Below are 13,963 nucleotides of genomic sequence, written 5' to 3' on the forward strand. Positions count from 1 at the left end.
AGAGCCCGGTAAGCCCTACAGCCCCGAGTACGAGTGCAAACCGTTGAGGACCGTGTTTACCAGCGTGAAGTTGACGATGACACAGGCGTAGCCGATGATCGACAACCATGCGGCTCGGGTTCCGGTCCAGCCACGGGTTGCACGGGCGTGCAGGTAACCGGCATACACAACCCAGATCACGAACGTCCATACTTCCTTGGGGTCCCAGCCCCAGAAGCGGCCCCACGCCTTTTCTGCCCAGATGGCACCAAACATCAACGTGAACGTCCAGCCCACAAAAGCGACGGCGTTGATCCGGTAGGACAGGTTCTCCAAGCTCAGCGCGTTCGGTACCAAGCGCATGAAGCCAAGCTTGTCCGGTCGCCCCGCGGCAAGGCTCTTCTGACGGTGCGACTGCACCAACTGAAGCGCTGACATCGCGAACGTCAAGGTGAACAAGGCCGAGGACAGCACCGCAATGGAAACGTGGATGATCAGCCAGTAACTCTGCAAGGCCGGAACAAGGTGGCCAACAGGAGTCCAGAAAGCAATTGACGCCGACACCAGCATGATGATGGCCAGGCCCACCACGAACGTTCCGAGGAACCGGAGGTCACGCCGGATGAGGACCACCAGGAATACGGCGATGGCCACGAAGGCTCCGGTGGTGAGGAACTCGTACATGTTTCCCCACGGCACGCGGCCGGCGCCGAACGCGCGCGTCAGTACACCCGCTGCGTGGATGAGGGCCCCCAACACGGTCAGCGCGACGGCCACACGGGCGGGGACGCGGCGCGCGGCTGTGTACCTCATGTCCCCCGCCGCTGTGCCACCCTCAACGGTGACGCCCGACGTCGGACGCTCGGCACGACCGGCCGGCCCACCGGCGTCGGGTCCTGCCAAGGCGGCGCGGCCGGCGGCCACGGGCACCCGCTCGGCCTCGGCGTTTGCCGCTGCCTTGAGGTCGATCGCGCGCAGTGCCTTGCTGCTCTTGGCCAGGTCCCAGGCGAACGCGATGAAAGCCACGGTGTACGTGCTGGCGGCCAGCAGCATGAAGAGCTCGCTGTACTGACCCAGGGTTTCGTTGATGACAGGCATTACTGGTCCTTCGTGGTTGAGGAAGAGACGACGTTCGGGGCGTCCGGGTTAGCCGGGCTCGTGGTGTCGGGCTCACCGGCAACATTCCATTCCCGGGCAAAAAGTTCACGCAAGGCTGCGGCCTCTCCCGCGAGGCGATGGTCCTCACCGCGGGCCAGCAGTCCGTATTCCACCATAGTGCGGCCATCTTCATGCGTTCCGGTTCGCACCCACACCCTCCGGCGATTGACGTACAGGGACGTCACCAGGCCTGCAACCGCCAGCAACCCGAAGATCAGCGCATACAGCTGGCCGGGGTTGTTGTGGACGTCCAAGCCCACGTACTTCCTGACGCCATCGAACGTGATACTGCCCTTGCCGTCCGGCAAAGTAACGGTGTGGCCGGGAGTAAGGGTGATGGGCTTGTTCGGGAGGCCGCGGCCGTTGAGCGGCTTAAGGTTTCCAACGTTCAGCTCGAACACGTTTTGGGGCACGCCCTTGTCCAAGCCGAGATCGCCGTAGAACGAGCTCAGGTTCAGCTGCGGGTTAAGGAGTTCCGGGTCCCCGCTGAAGGAAACCCCGTCCTGAGTGGCGAAGGCCGTGGGAAGAAAGAAACCAACAAAGCCGAGTTGATCCGGCTTGGCGTCGGGCACCTTGATGACCACCGAGGAATAATAGTTGGCACCTTGCACCTTGGCCACTACCGGTCCCTGCAGGGCGATGTTGCCCTGCCCGTCGCGGACAGTGACCATGGGGGCGTAACCGTTTCCTGTGAGGTAGATGTTGGTTCCGCCCAAGGAGAGGGGATCGTTGACCTTCAGGACCTGCTTCTGGGCCGGCGCATCGGGTGATTCCTTGGTGGTCACCTCAGCTGTGTAATCGATGGGCTGGCCAAACTTACCCGGCGACTCGTGATCGAAGGTGGCTTGGAAGCTGTTGAGCTGAACGGAGTACGGCTGCAGCCAGCCGCTTTGGAAGTTGGAGCCGGGCGTGAACTGGTCGTAACCCACCAACGTGTTGACGAAAGTGTCACCTTCCACCAGGATCCGCTGGCCGCTGTATCCAAAGAGCCCACCCACAGCCACCGAGACAAGCACCCCGATCAGCGCGGTGTGGAAAACCAGGTTTCCCACTTCCTTGATGAGGCCACGCTCGGCACCCACGGAAGGCAGCGCGCCGTCGGCGTCCCTGATGTCCACACGGTAACCGCGCTTCTTGAGCAGCCCGGCGGCATCGGTGATGGCTTTCGACGCCGGGATCCCGGCGTCGGCCGGCAGCACCAACGTGCCATACTCCGGCAGGCGCGAAAGGCGCTTGGGGGTCCGGGGTGGCTTGGACCTCAGAGCCTTGTAATGGGCGATCGCCCGCGGAGTCACACAGCCAATCAAGGAAATGAAGAGCAGGATGTAGATTGCCGAGAACCACGCTGACGAGTAGACGTCGAACAGCTGCACCGCATCCATGATCGGCCCAATAGTGGGCCGGTCCTTGATGTACTGGGTAACGATTGCCGCGTTGGCCGCCCGCTGGGGAAACAGGGAACCGGGGACCGCGCCCACCGCCAGCATCAGCAGCAGGAACAACGCGGTGCGCATGCTGGTCAACTGGGTCCAGGACCATCGGAGCATTCCCTTGATACCCAGCGCGGGCAGTGCGGCCTCCGACTTGGCACGATCTACCGCGGAGCTGCCGGTCTCTTCGGGCGCTTCCGGCGTGTAACCGGCGGTGGAATTCTTCTTGGCTTTCACAGACTCGCTCATCAGATCGGCAACTTCACATCAGTTTGGAACCAGTACTGCAACTGGGTCACCCAGCTCCCCCACACTCCTGTGGCCATCAGGACGCCGAGCAAAATCAAGATGCCTCCGCCGAGCCGCTGGATGGCCAGGCGGCGTTTGCGGAAGAAGGACATGACGCCCATTCCCCGGCGCACGGCCAAGGCAATCACCAGGAATGGGATCCCCAGGCCGAGGCTGTATGCGAAGGCGAGCAGGGCGCCTTTGGCGGCGGACGAACCACCGGACAGGCTCAGTAACTGTACCGCGGAGTACGTCGGTCCGATGCAGGGCGCCCATCCCAGGCCGAAGGTCAACCCCAGGAGCGGAGCGCCCCACAGGCCTGCCGGTGGCTTTGCGTGGATCTTCGCGTCCCGCTGCAACCACCCGAAACCGCCCATGAACACAACGCCCATGACGATCACCAACACACCCAGCAGCTGCGTGATCCACGCGTTCTGCCTTCCGGTCAGCAACGTTCCCAGCTGCCCGAACGCACCGCCGAGGAGAACGAAGATCACGGAGAAGCCCAAAACAAACAGGCCGATTCCCGCCAACATGCGGCCTCGCCGCTGCTTCTGAAGGTCGACGCCGGTCAGGCCGGTGACGTAGCCCAAGTAGCCCGGAACGAGGGGAAGCACGCAGGGTGAAAGGAACGAGACAAGTCCTGCCAGCAACGCCACCGGCACGGCCAGCAACAGCGAGCCGTTCAGGATCGTTTCAGCGAAAGGACTGTTCATGAGCCTACTCAGCCACTGCTGAGGTGATGAGTGCCTTAAGCGTGCCCTTTTCGATTCCGCCGAGGACGCGCGATGCCACCCTGCCATCCTTGTCCAGGACCAGCGTGGTGGGCACTGCACCCGGAGGGACGATTCCGGACACCGAGAGCAGCACGGCACCGTCTTTGTCATCGAAACTCGGGTAGGTGAGGCTGAAAGTCTTATCGAAAGCGTCCGCCGTCGCCTTCTCGTCCCTCAGGTTGACACCGAAGAACTGGACGCCTTGGCCCTTGAATTCCTGGTGGAGGGCTTCAAGCTGTGGCGCCTCCACACGGCAGGGAGCACAGGCTGCGAACCAGAAGTTCAGTACGGTGACTTTGCCTTTGAGCACCCCGGGTTCGACGGCGGTCCCGTCGAAGAGGGTGCCCTTGAGGGCAACCGGGGCCGTGCGATCGGCCTTGGCGAACTCGGTCACTGATCCGTCCCCGGCGACGTAGTTCTTGTTGTCGCCTTTCTTGGCCTGCTCGGCCAAGGAGTCGGGCTGCGCGCAGGCCGAAAGTCCCACTGCCAAGCCGGCGAGCAGGACTCCCCCGGCGGCCAGGACCCCGCGGCGCGAAAAAGTGTTGTCCATGGCTATGCTCCCGGGGTGCTGGCTGCACCGGGAAGAAGAACGGCTGCAGGTTCGCTGTAGTCGACGCGGATAATCTTGCCGGCGTCGTCGAACACGAGGGACGTCAAGGACGCGAGCGTGCACTCCCGCTTACGGGGGTCGTGGGCCAAACTGCGCCCCTCCGCGGTCAACTTCGTAGCCCAAATAGGCAACTGGTGGCTGACCAGGATTGCTTCGGCGCCATCTCCGGCCAAGTGGATGGCCGCAATCCGGGCGTCCTGCACTGCCGCAAGGACGCGGGCTGCTTGCTGTTTGTATGGTTCGCCCCAGGAAGGCTGCAGCGGGTTCCGGAAGTACCACCAGTGCTTGGGTTTGAGGAACTCGGCTTTGGTGGGGTGGAGTCCCTGAAAGTGGTTCTCAGCTTCAATGATGCGCGGTTCTGTATGAATCTCCAGGCCGAGTGCCTCGGACGTGGGCATCGCCGTCTCTTGGGCGCGCGTCAGCGGCGACGCAGCCAAATACGAGATCTTGGCGCCTGCGGTGGCGCGCGCAACGAAGTGCTCGGCCAGCATCCGCGCCATGTCCCGGCCGCGTTCGGAGAGATGAAATTCCGGCAGCCGGCCATAGAGGACGCCATCGGGGTTGTGGACCTCGCCATGGCGAAGCAGATGGACAGTTGCTTGGGGCATGTTTACCAGTTTCTCAAAGAAGCGGGGCGATCCGAAATCTTCTACATCTAGTAGAACTCAGAAATTTCCCGAAATGTTCCGTGGAGTTGGAATAAAAGATGCATATGCATGTTTATACTGGGTACGAAGCTCGGTTGATCTTTCAAGTAAACAGGAAGCATCGCAAGCGTCGAGCAAGCAGTACCTACCACTACCCATAGGAGCAACACCATGATGACCCTTCCCGCTGACGTCACCACCGGCACCTGGACCCTTGACGCCTCGCACAGCGAAATCGGCTTCACCGTTCGCCACGCAGGTATCAGCAAGGTACGCGGCCAGTTCAAGGATGCCGAAGCAACCTTGGAACTCGGTGAGACCCTGATCGATTCCAAAGTCACCGCGACCATTCGGACCGCCAGCTTCGACTCGGGCGACGTCAACCGCGACGGACACGTCAAGGGCGAGGACTTCTTCGATGTGGAGAAGTTCCCGGAAATCACGTTCGTTTCCCGCCACGTCAAGTCCAACGGCAACAGCTTTGACCTCGTGGGCGATCTCACCATCAAGGGTGTGACCAAGGAAGTTTCCATCGAAACCGAATTCAACGGCGTCGCCGTCGATCCCTTCGGTAACACCCGCGCCGGCGTCTCCGGCGAAACCACCATCAGCCGCAAGGACTTCGGCCTCACCTGGAACGCCGTCCTCGAAGCCGGTGGCGTGCTGGTCAGCGACAAGGTAGTCATCAACCTGGAACTCGCGTTCATCGCACCGGCAGCCGCATAAGCAGCCGCATTTTCGACGACGCCCCCGCGCAGCCAACGGCTGGTGGGGGCGTCGTTTCTCATTTCCCAAGAGCACTTGCCGATTGTTCGGCAAACAGCCTGTAGTTACCTGCGAATTGGCTCAAAATTGCCTATGCAACCCTCAACCCGCGGTCTACAGTGATGCCATGAGTACCCCAGATGAAGCACCCCAGCCACAGCAGCCCGGCTCCGAGCCTCCGCAGCCAGGCAATGTTCCTCCTGCGGGTTACCAGCCTCCGCAGGGCTACCAACCGCCCCCGGGTTACCAGCCACCTCCGGGTTACGAGCCTCCGCAGCAGCCCGGAATGGGCCAGCCCTCGCCCGGACAGCAGTACTCGCAGCCCGCGCCGGGACAGCCCACCTACGGACCTCCCGCTACCCACAATCCTGCACCCCCCTACGGCTTGGGCTACAGCGCTCCACCACGGAATGTTTTCGGCTTGGATTTCAATAACATCGCCCAACGGTTCCGGGATACCAGAGGAGTGCCCCAAACTTTGGTCATATCGTACTGGCTTTGGGTTGCGGCCGCCGTGCTAGGGATCTTGACGAGTTTTGTAAACATCTTTGTCTACCGCGATATCTTCGGGGGACTCGCGGTCGGCGCTGGTATCGCCAATCTCGTCTTCGCGCTAGTCCTAGCTGCGGTGTATATCTTCGTCGCCATACGTCTCAAGGAAGGCGCCCGTTGGTCCCGACTGGTTCTATCGATTTTAGGTGGCTTTGCTGTCCTGTCTCTCCTTTTCCTTCTCATCACATTCAACTTGGGTCTTCTTGGATCGTTGGCCGCGGTGGTTGGCGCAGTCATGATGTGGCTTCCTGATTCCCAGAAGCACTTCGTCTAAGAGAGCGCAAGGCCGCGGCCGTCCCCGGACGGCTGCGGCCTTCATCGTGGAAGTACGCCTTTCATGATGATTTTGCGACGACGGCGGAAAAGGTGCGTGGGATCACGAACACGCTCAGCGCAGGGGGGTACGGTGGAATCAGAACCACGCTGGGGGCAGGGTCGTTTTGCTGATCCCGGCGGCCGAACCAGCAGTCGAACGAGCAAAGGAATGCCATGAGCAACCCGCCCCTCCCGCCCACCAACCCGGGCGACACCAACCACCCCCAGCCACCGGGCGCCCCACAGTACGGTCAGGCGTCCCCGCCCCCTGCCCCGCAGTACGGTCAGGTCTCCCCTCCGCCCGCGCCACAGTACGGGCAGGCTTCCCCGCCGCCCGCCGCGCCGCAATACGGCCAAGCTTCCCCGCCGCCAGCGCCACAGTACGGCCAGGCCTCCCCGCCCCCAGCGCCGCAATACGGCCAGGTCTCCCAGCCCACGGCACCGATGTACAACCAACCGATGAGCTGGCCCAGTGAAGCAGCAGCATCCGCAACGGGCGTGCCCCAGCTGGTCAACGTCTCCTTCTGGATGCTCCTTGGTTGCGCTCTCCTGACGCTGATTTCGCTACCGCTCACCATCGTCATGCTCAATTCCAGCGCTGGCCAATCGATGGTGGAACAGGCAATCCAAGCTCAGGGCACGCAGGATCCCGCGGTTACAGTGAGCAACCTCATCAACTTGGCGATTACGTTCCTGGTCATCATTTCCATCATCATGATCGGCCTCTACACTTTGGTTGCCTTCAAGATTCGGCGCGGTAAGAATTGGGCACGCATCCTGGGCACGGTCCTCGCCGCGCTTTCACTGCTGGGGCTTGCGCAGTTGGGCTTGACCACCATCACGATCCTCTTGGGTATCGCCGCCATCGTCTTGCTGTACCTGCCGTCGTCGGCACCGTACTTCCGCAAGGCGAAGCCGTTCAGTGGTGCGTTCCAGAACCCGTACGGCAACTAGGAAGCATCCCAGCAACAAACGATCCAGCAACGAACTACCGCGGGCGGAGACCCGGCTCTGGCTCAACGGCCTGGCCCGGCGTCTGCGCCCGCTGTGCGTGGTAGGCCAGAATCTGCAGCTCCGTGGCCATGTCCACCTTGCGCAGGTTGACGTGCGGCGGTACCTGGAGGAGCACAGGGGCGAAGCTGAGGATGCTCCTGATTCCCGCGGCTATCACCCGGTCGCACACTTCCTGGGCAACCGTGGCCGGAAGTGCAAGCACCACCATGTTTGTGTGGGTCCGTTCCAGGACACGTTCGAGCTCGGCGGAATCACTGACACGGAGCCAGCCCACCTCGTTACCTATGACCATGGGATCGGCGTCGAAGATCGCCACGACGTCGAAACCCCTGGACTCAAAACCGCCATACCTGGCAAGGGCTTTTCCGAGGTTACCGGCCCCGACGATCGCGACCTTCCAGTCGTGTGTCAGTCCGAGTGCAGCCGCAACGTGACGGCTTAAGTACTGGACCTCGTACCCCACTCCGCGGGTTCCGTACGAACCTGCGTAGGAAAGGTCCTTGCGGAGGGTGGAGGAGCTGACGCCTGATGCCTCGGCCAGTGCTTCCGAGGACACCCGTTCCACACCCTCAGCCAGCAGGGAATTGAGCGCACGCAAGTAGAGGGTCATCCGGGCCACAGCCGCGGGCGGGATCTGCCTCCTGGCAGGATCGTTGCCTTCGGTTGCTGCTCCCGGGGACGGTTCCAGAGCAGTCACGGTACTCTCCATTGCATCGCTTCGTTGTTCCACTCTATGGCTCCGCGGTGAAACTGAACAAAAGCTGCTGCTCCCGGCATCGGAGGGTCAGCGTGCCATGGCCTTCTTGATGGTCCGGGCCAACCTTTGTTCGTCGATCTTCCAAAAATCACGCTGGATGCCGTCGACCAACACCACGGGAATCTCCTCCGCGTACTGCTCCTGCAACCCGGCGTCGTCGTCGATCCTTCGCTCCGCCCACGGGACGCCCAGCGCCGCGGTGACACGCTCGACGGCGGTACGCGCCTCGGCGCATAGGTGGCAGTCAGCTTTGGTGAGGAGAACGACGTCGGGAATGACCATGCCTCAACGGTATCCCCACCACCCTCTCCCACGCCCATCTCATGCCCACCGCTCGCGCTCCAGTGCGGCGAAGCACGGGGACCCGGCAATTGACTAGACTCAAGGCATGCCCGAGGAGAAGAACGCCGCTGTGGTCGCAGACGCGCAACTGCAGAAGCACACAGGGGAAGCGGCCTTCTTCGACGTGGACAACACCCTCATGAAGGGCGCGAGCCTTTTCCACGTGGCGCGCAAGATGTACGAGCGCAAAGCCTTCACGCTCAGTCAGGCAGCCGGTTTCGCGTGGAAACAATTCAAGTTCGTCATGCGCGGCGAGACGTTGCAAGATGTCCATGCCGTGCGCGATTCGGCGCTGACTCTCGCGGCCGGGATCTCGGTGGAAGACATCAAGGCCCTGGGCGAAGAAGTGTACGACGAAATGATCGAATCGCGGATCTGGCCCGGAACCAAGGCTCTCGCCGAACAGCACCTCCGAGTAGGCCGGAAGGTGTGGCTTGTGACAGCCACTCCGGTTGAGGTTGCTACTGTCATCTCCACGAGGCTCGGACTCACGGGCGCACTCGGTACCGTGGGCGAAGTCAGCGACGGGATGTACACCGGTAAGCTGGTGGGCGACATCCTGCATGGTCCGGCGAAGGCCGTGGCAGTACAACTCGTGGCGGAGCGCGAAGGACTGGACCTCGATCATTGCTGGGCCTACAGCGATTCCGCCAATGACATCCCCTTGTTGACCATGGTGGGGCACCCAGTAGTTATCAACCCCGATGGAAAGCTTCGCCGGCACGCCCGCGACAACAACTGGCCTGTCTATGACTACCGCGCGGGGCGCCGTGCCGCGACCCTGGGGCTTAAGGCAGCTACCGTCGGCGGGGCGATCTACGGCCTATGGCGGGGCTTCTCAAGGTTCCGCGGCCCGCGGCCTTAGCCCTCGCCGGCATGGGCGGGTAGACGCAAAAATGCCCGCCGCCTCGAAAGGCAACGGGCATTCACGCTTGATGAAGTATCCCTACTTCTTGTTGCGACGCTGGTGGCGTGTCTTGCGAAGCAGCTTGCGGTGCTTCTTCTTGGCCATACGCTTGCGGCGCTTCTTAATAACTGAACCCACGAAAGTTCCTTACAAACTAGAAGGTCCTGTCTGTTGGAACGCATCCGCGGAAGCAGACAGTACAACTGACAGATTCTTACATTGACGTAAAACGTTCCTTAACAGGGTACCGCTTTCACGGGGCACTCTGTGACCACCGTCCGCGCAGCAAAGCCCGGACGGAACATGCGGTCTCAGGCAGTCTCGGATTGCCCGTCAACAACAGCACCCTTGAGGTACTGTGCAACTGCTTCCTCCGGGACACGGAAGGAGCGGCCGAACCTGACGGCGGGCATTTCCCCTGAGTGCACCAATCGATACACGGTCATTTTGGAAACGCGAAGAACGTCGGCCACTTCAGCCACCGTCATGAAACGCGCATTCGAGAAGTTAGTCTCCGCGGACATTTCCCATATTCCTTTGCTCTCAGCCAGTAGGACACCCCAGATAGACGGTGTGCCGATGCTGAGCCATCAAACAACCCTGTGATAGATACTCTAGAGGCTGCTGGGGCCAATGTGAAAGCATTTCCGACAAGTGGGACACGACTCCGGGAGCAGGACGTTCCCGGAACGGGGGATCGCTGCGTGGAAGGCCGAGCGCACGGCACTTTGCGCAGCAAACCCACGAAACGGGCCGCGCGGACCGGGCCCCAGAGTCCTACTCCGCGGTAGCCTGCCGACGCTTCCGGGCCGAGGCTGCGAGCTGCTCCAACACCGATGCCGTGACGTCCCATTCCATGCAGGCATCCGTGACACTCTGCCCGTACGTCAGCTCCTGTTCCCCGGCCAACTGCTTGGCGGTATCCAAGTTCTGGGCTCCGCCCACGAGGAAGCTCTCCAGCATGACGCCGGCAATCGGCGAGGTCTCCGCTGCCTCCAGCTGGGCGCCGATTTCCAAGGCAACTTCGGCCTGCCGGTGGTGGCTCTTGCCGCTGTTGGCATGGCTGGCGTCCACGATCAGTCGCGGGTTCAGTCCCTTGGCCGCCAGCTTGGACGACGCCGCGGCGACGTGCTCCTGCGAGTAGTTTGGGCCCTTGCGTCCGCCGCGCAGGATCACATGGGTGTCCGGGTTGCCGGAGGTCGCCACCAGGGCTGCCCGGCCGCCGTCGTCGATTCCCAGGAAGGCTTGCTCAGCAGCAGATGCACCGCATGCGTCAATGGCCACTTGGAGGTCTCCGTCGGTACCGTTCTTGAAACCGATGGGCATGGAAAGGCCGGAGGCAAGCTGGCGGTGGATCTGGCTTTCGGTGGTGCGCGCGCCGATTGCGCCCCACGAAACGAGATCCGCCATGTATTGCGGGCTGATGGGCTCGAGGAACTCGGTGGCCGTGGGCAAGCCCAGTGCCGTGACCTGCTTCAGGAAGCCGCGAGCGGCACGCAAGCCCGCGGCAATGTCGTGGCTGCCGTCCAGGTGGGGATCATTGATCAGGCCCTTCCAGCCGACGGTGGTGCGGGGCTTCTCGAAGTAAGTCCGCATGACGATGAGCAGGTCGGCCTTGTGCTTCTCCGCTTGGCTGACCAACCGTCGGGCGTATTCGAGGCCCGCCTTGGGGTCATGGATGGAGCACGGGCCCACGATCACCAGGAGGCGATCGTCCACGCCGTCCATGATGGCACGGACCTGGTCGCGGCCACGGTCGACGACGGCAGCTGAGTGGCCGTCCAGCGGCAGCTCAGCGATGAGGTCCTGGGGTGCCGGAAGCGGTTCGAAACGGGCCACCCGCAGATTGGAGGTGGCGGGCTGCTTTGCCTCTGTGGGTTCGGCGGCATGGAGCGATTCAGGGGATTCGGCGGCGATGCTGGTCATGTCTGGGTCCTGTCCGGTGCGGAGCGGGTCCCGTCTCAGAACCCGCCGGATATGGCAAAGGGCAGAGAATGATCTCTGCCCTGTTGGCTCTGAAGGAAAGTTGGATGCGTGTCAGTTAGACGCGGGCCCCTCCAGAGCCAACGAAAAATACGCATACCAACGGTTAGTCATAGCCACACCATAACTGCGCTTCTTCACACCGGGCAAATCGTGTCCGTCATGATGACAAGAGTTTGCGCAGGAACTGAAGTTGCTTGATCCAGTGGTGCTCCTGGCCGCCCTCGTGGTTGTTGAAGCGATACACCTCAATGTCCTTGTCCGGCGCACTGACCTTTGCGGAAGGGCCGGTGCCGTAGCTGTTGTAGCTGGCAAAGACCGTTGAGGGCGGGCAAATATCGTCCATTTGCGCGGCGGAGAACAGCGCGGGAACGGTGGCCGCCCGGCCCAGATGCACGCCGTCGAAGTAGTTAAGAACCGCCAGCATAGGCTCGTATTTGTCGCGGTGCCTGCCGAGGAATCCTGCGATTTCCAGGTACGGACCACGCGGGGCGATGTCGATTGCTCGCGGGAAATCCTGCAGGAACGGGACGTCGGGCAGTGCGGCGATGACGCCGTCGAGCCTTCCGGCCGTCAGCCCAGCGGTCGCGACGGTGATCCCGCCACCTTGGCTCACCCCGGTCAGCACTACTTTGGAGGGGTCGACGGCGGCGTGGCTCTGTGCCGCTTCCACCGCACGGAAGGCATCCACGTAGACCCTGCGGAAGTAGTACTCCTCCTGGTGCCCCGAACCCCGGGTCATGAGCCCGGCGAAGTTGACCTCGCCCGCCGAAGGGTGCGGATCGGGCGTATCGCCTGACACACCGCCGTACCCCTGACCGCGGGTGTCCATGATGAAATGCGCGTAGCCGGCCTGGGCCCATCGGGTATTCTGGTTGGCCAAGCCCCGCCCGCCGGAGTATCCGATGAATTCGACCACCACAGGAAGTTTCTGGCCCGGCTCGCAATTCGCGGGAATGTGAAGCCAGCCCTTGATGCGGTCGCCGCCGAAGCCGGAGAATGTGACGTCAAAAGTGTTGATGACCGTGAGGTAGTTATCCACCGGTTCGAAAACGGCGTCGAGCGGGAAAGCCCGGGCCTCGGAGATGGTGCGGTCCCAGAAGGCGTCCAAGTCGGCCGGCGGTACTGCCGCGGAAGTGTAATCACGGAGTTGCTCGAGCGGGAGGTCGAAAAGAGGCATGAGGGCATCCTACGTCCTCCGCACGGCCTCGCAAGCGAGCCCTGCAACCGGCCGCTGGACAGTTTCGAGTGAACCAAGAAATCGTTTACCGAGGCACTATAAGCTTTCTGTCAACGCCTCGGCGTGCGAGCGGGCCCGATTCCGGGCCGCGAGGCTCATGGCAGGCTGCTCCGGCAGGGTGCGGCGATAGATGGGGAGGGCGGCATGGCACGTAACAACGCCAACAAACGCATTGGCATTGCCGATGTTGCCCTTAAGGCCGGCGTCTCGCACGCCACTGTCTCCCGCGTCATGAACGGCAATGCCGCGGTGGATGCAGGCATCGCTGAGCGGGTCCGGGTGGCAGCCGCAGAACTGAAGTATCAGCCCAATCCAGTGGGCCGGAGCCTGGCCTTGGGCAAAACGGACACCATCGGGATCGTGGTCCCGGACCTTGCCAATCCGACCTTCCAGGCCATCCTCCGCGGCCTCAGCATTGCCGCCGGGGCAGACGGATACCGGGTCCTCATCGCCGATTCCTCGGAGGTTACCAGCGAGGAGGCAATCTTGGCTGGCGAGGCCCGGCGTCGATGCGACGGCGTGGTGCTGTGCGCGCCCAGGATGGGCGACGCCCAGTTGGAGGAACTTGCGCCGAGCCTGCACCCGTTGGTGCTCATCAACCGCACGACGGTGGACAACACCCCCAGCCTGAACGTCGACTACGAACAGGGCATCCAGGACTTGGCCCACCACCTTGTAGCGCTTGGGCATAAGCGACTGGCATTCCTCGCGGGACCGGAACACAGCGCGTCCAACAGGCAGCGCCTTGCCGGCTTGGAAGTTTTCCGTGAGCAACACCCCGCGATCGAACTCCAGCTGCTTCCCGGAGGCTCAAACTTCGATTCAGGACACGATTCAACCGGCCTCGTGATTGCCTGCGGTGCCACCGGAATCCTTGCATTCAACGATCTTGTGGCCATGGGGTTGCTGAGTGGCTTGCATGAGCGTGGACTCCGCGTTCCGGATGACATCTCCGTGGCGGGCTTCGACGATATTCCGTTCGCCCGGTACACCACTCCCCCGCTCACCACCGCCGCCGTACCGATCAACGAAATCGGTAGCCTGGCGTGGCGCAGGATGCGGGAACAGATCCAGCAGCCCGGTGAAGCACCCGCACCGGTCCGGGACGAGTTCCGGCCACGAATGGAGATCCGGAAAAGCACCGCGGCGCCTTCATTGAGCCCACGAGGGGGCACGCCTGATCAGCCCAGCGCCTGATCA

16 protein-coding genes are annotated in these 13,963 nt (G+C 62.4%); 5 read left to right on the plus strand and 11 right to left on the minus strand.

Going from position 1 to position 13,963, the window contains the following annotated elements:
• Positions 1-15 precede the first annotated feature (15 nt).
• Genes ccsB through QRN04_RS08290 form a run of 5 tightly spaced genes read right to left on the minus strand, consistent with a single transcriptional unit; the run spans position 16 to position 4,849 of the window.
• Entirely contained in the window at positions 16-1,077 is a 1,062-nt protein-coding gene (gene ccsB / locus QRN04_RS08270; protein ID WP_284975536.1) for a c-type cytochrome biogenesis protein CcsB, read from the minus strand.
• Entirely contained in the window at positions 1,077-2,816 is a 1,740-nt protein-coding gene (resB, locus tag QRN04_RS08275; protein ID WP_284975537.1) for a cytochrome c biogenesis protein ResB, read from the minus strand. Before resB ends, ccsB begins: the two co-directional genes overlap by 1 nt.
• Positions 2,816-3,571, minus strand: a complete 756-nt coding sequence (locus QRN04_RS08280) for a cytochrome c biogenesis CcdA family protein (RefSeq protein WP_284975538.1) — start codon at positions 3,569-3,571, stop codon at positions 2,816-2,818. The genes resB and QRN04_RS08280 overlap by 1 nt, the downstream gene beginning before the upstream one ends.
• 4 nt (positions 3,572-3,575) lie before the next feature.
• On the minus strand, positions 3,576-4,181 hold the full coding sequence (locus tag QRN04_RS08285; RefSeq protein WP_284975539.1) for a TlpA family protein disulfide reductase: 606 nt from the start codon (positions 4,179-4,181) through the stop codon (positions 3,576-3,578).
• Positions 4,182-4,183: 2 nt separating this feature from the next.
• Positions 4,184-4,849, minus strand: a complete 666-nt coding sequence (locus tag QRN04_RS08290) for a histidine phosphatase family protein (protein WP_284975540.1) — start codon at positions 4,847-4,849, stop codon at positions 4,184-4,186.
• Between the two features lie 213 nt (positions 4,850-5,062).
• On the opposite strand from QRN04_RS08290, the gene QRN04_RS08295 reads away from it, so the two are divergent.
• The 3 genes from QRN04_RS08295 (at position 5,063) to QRN04_RS08305 (ending at position 7,474) form a co-directional block, all read left to right on the plus strand.
• On the plus strand, positions 5,063-5,614 hold the full coding sequence (locus tag QRN04_RS08295; protein ID WP_284975601.1) for a YceI family protein: 552 nt from the start codon (positions 5,063-5,065) through the stop codon (positions 5,612-5,614).
• A 166-nt stretch (positions 5,615-5,780) separates the two neighbouring features.
• Entirely contained in the window at positions 5,781-6,479 is a 699-nt protein-coding gene (locus QRN04_RS08300) for a hypothetical protein (RefSeq protein WP_284975541.1), read from the plus strand.
• 215 nt (positions 6,480-6,694) lie between these two features.
• Complete coding sequence (locus QRN04_RS08305) at positions 6,695-7,474, plus strand: hypothetical protein (protein ID WP_284975542.1); 780 nt, start codon at positions 6,695-6,697, stop codon at positions 7,472-7,474.
• Positions 7,475-7,508: 34 nt separating this feature from the next.
• Here the strand turns inward: QRN04_RS08305 and QRN04_RS08310 are convergent, their stop codons facing one another.
• Together QRN04_RS08310 and QRN04_RS08315 are read right to left on the minus strand one after the other, a co-directional pair.
• The gene (locus tag QRN04_RS08310) at positions 7,509-8,243 is read right to left on the minus strand and encodes a redox-sensing transcriptional repressor Rex (protein WP_502868773.1); all 735 of its coding nucleotides are present in this window, start codon (positions 8,241-8,243) and stop codon (positions 7,509-7,511) included.
• Between the two features lie 75 nt (positions 8,244-8,318).
• Positions 8,319-8,573 carry a glutaredoxin family protein gene (locus QRN04_RS08315; RefSeq protein WP_284975544.1) on the minus strand — a complete coding sequence of 85 codons (255 nt, stop codon included), beginning with the start codon at positions 8,571-8,573 and terminating at the stop codon, positions 8,319-8,321.
• Between the two features lie 106 nt (positions 8,574-8,679).
• Between QRN04_RS08315 and QRN04_RS08320 the strand changes: the two genes are divergently transcribed.
• Entirely contained in the window at positions 8,680-9,498 is an 819-nt protein-coding gene (locus QRN04_RS08320; RefSeq protein ID WP_284975545.1) for an HAD family hydrolase, read from the plus strand.
• Positions 9,499-9,579: 81 nt separating this feature from the next.
• Here QRN04_RS08320 and QRN04_RS08325 read toward each other — a convergent pair whose 3' ends face one another.
• From QRN04_RS08325 to QRN04_RS08340, 4 genes are all read right to left on the minus strand, one after another.
• Complete coding sequence (locus tag QRN04_RS08325; protein WP_003792170.1) at positions 9,580-9,678, minus strand: 30S ribosomal protein bS22; 99 nt, start codon at positions 9,676-9,678, stop codon at positions 9,580-9,582.
• Positions 9,679-9,851: 173 nt separating this feature from the next.
• A complete protein-coding gene (locus QRN04_RS08330) occupies positions 9,852-10,064 on the minus strand; it encodes a helix-turn-helix domain-containing protein (protein ID WP_017199160.1) in 213 nt (70 codons plus the stop codon).
• Between the two features lie 253 nt (positions 10,065-10,317).
• Positions 10,318-11,466: a 3-deoxy-7-phosphoheptulonate synthase gene (locus QRN04_RS08335; protein ID WP_284975546.1), complete on the minus strand. Its 1,149-nt coding sequence runs from the start codon at positions 11,464-11,466 to the stop codon at positions 10,318-10,320.
• 217 nt (positions 11,467-11,683) lie between these two features.
• Positions 11,684-12,703 (minus strand): acetylxylan esterase, encoded by a 1,020-nt coding sequence (locus QRN04_RS08340; RefSeq protein WP_284975547.1) that lies wholly within the window; start codon positions 12,701-12,703, stop codon positions 11,684-11,686.
• Between the two features lie 204 nt (positions 12,704-12,907).
• Between QRN04_RS08340 and QRN04_RS08345 the strand changes: the two genes are divergently transcribed.
• Positions 12,908-13,960, plus strand: a complete 1,053-nt coding sequence (locus QRN04_RS08345; RefSeq protein WP_284975548.1) for a LacI family DNA-binding transcriptional regulator — start codon at positions 12,908-12,910, stop codon at positions 13,958-13,960.
• Positions 13,961-13,963 lie beyond the last annotated feature (3 nt).

The organism is Arthrobacter sp. efr-133-TYG-104 (assembly GCF_030208915.1).
GTDB lineage: Bacteria > Actinomycetota > Actinomycetes > Actinomycetales > Micrococcaceae > Arthrobacter.

Coding starts and splice junctions, on each gene's coding strand:
- QRN04_RS08340 (WP_284975547.1), bottom strand. CDS start 12,703: ATGCCTCTTTTCGACCTCCCGCTCGAGCAACTCCGTGATTACACTTCC.
- QRN04_RS08335 (WP_284975546.1), bottom strand. CDS start 11,466: ATGACCAGCATCGCCGCCGAATCCCCTGAATCGCTCCATGCCGCCGAA.
- QRN04_RS08320 (WP_284975545.1), top strand. CDS start 8,680: ATGCCCGAGGAGAAGAACGCCGCTGTGGTCGCAGACGCGCAACTGCAG.
- ccsB (WP_284975536.1), bottom strand. CDS start 1,077: ATGCCTGTCATCAACGAAACCCTGGGTCAGTACAGCGAGCTCTTCATG.
- QRN04_RS08345 (WP_284975548.1), top strand. CDS start 12,908: ATGGCACGTAACAACGCCAACAAACGCATTGGCATTGCCGATGTTGCC.
- QRN04_RS08280 (WP_284975538.1), bottom strand. CDS start 3,571: ATGAACAGTCCTTTCGCTGAAACGATCCTGAACGGCTCGCTGTTGCTG.
- QRN04_RS08310 (WP_502868773.1), bottom strand. CDS start 8,243: ATGGAGAGTACCGTGACTGCTCTGGAACCGTCCCCGGGAGCAGCAACC.
- QRN04_RS08295 (WP_284975601.1), top strand. CDS start 5,063: ATGACCCTTCCCGCTGACGTCACCACCGGCACCTGGACCCTTGACGCC.
- QRN04_RS08305 (WP_284975542.1), top strand. CDS start 6,695: ATGAGCAACCCGCCCCTCCCGCCCACCAACCCGGGCGACACCAACCAC.
- QRN04_RS08300 (WP_284975541.1), top strand. CDS start 5,781: ATGAGTACCCCAGATGAAGCACCCCAGCCACAGCAGCCCGGCTCCGAG.
- resB (WP_284975537.1), bottom strand. CDS start 2,816: ATGAGCGAGTCTGTGAAAGCCAAGAAGAATTCCACCGCCGGTTACACG.
- QRN04_RS08315 (WP_284975544.1), bottom strand. CDS start 8,573: ATGGTCATTCCCGACGTCGTTCTCCTCACCAAAGCTGACTGCCACCTA.
- QRN04_RS08290 (WP_284975540.1), bottom strand. CDS start 4,849: ATGCCCCAAGCAACTGTCCATCTGCTTCGCCATGGCGAGGTCCACAAC.
- QRN04_RS08285 (WP_284975539.1), bottom strand. CDS start 4,181: ATGGACAACACTTTTTCGCGCCGCGGGGTCCTGGCCGCCGGGGGAGTC.
- QRN04_RS08330 (WP_017199160.1), bottom strand. CDS start 10,064: ATGTCCGCGGAGACTAACTTCTCGAATGCGCGTTTCATGACGGTGGCT.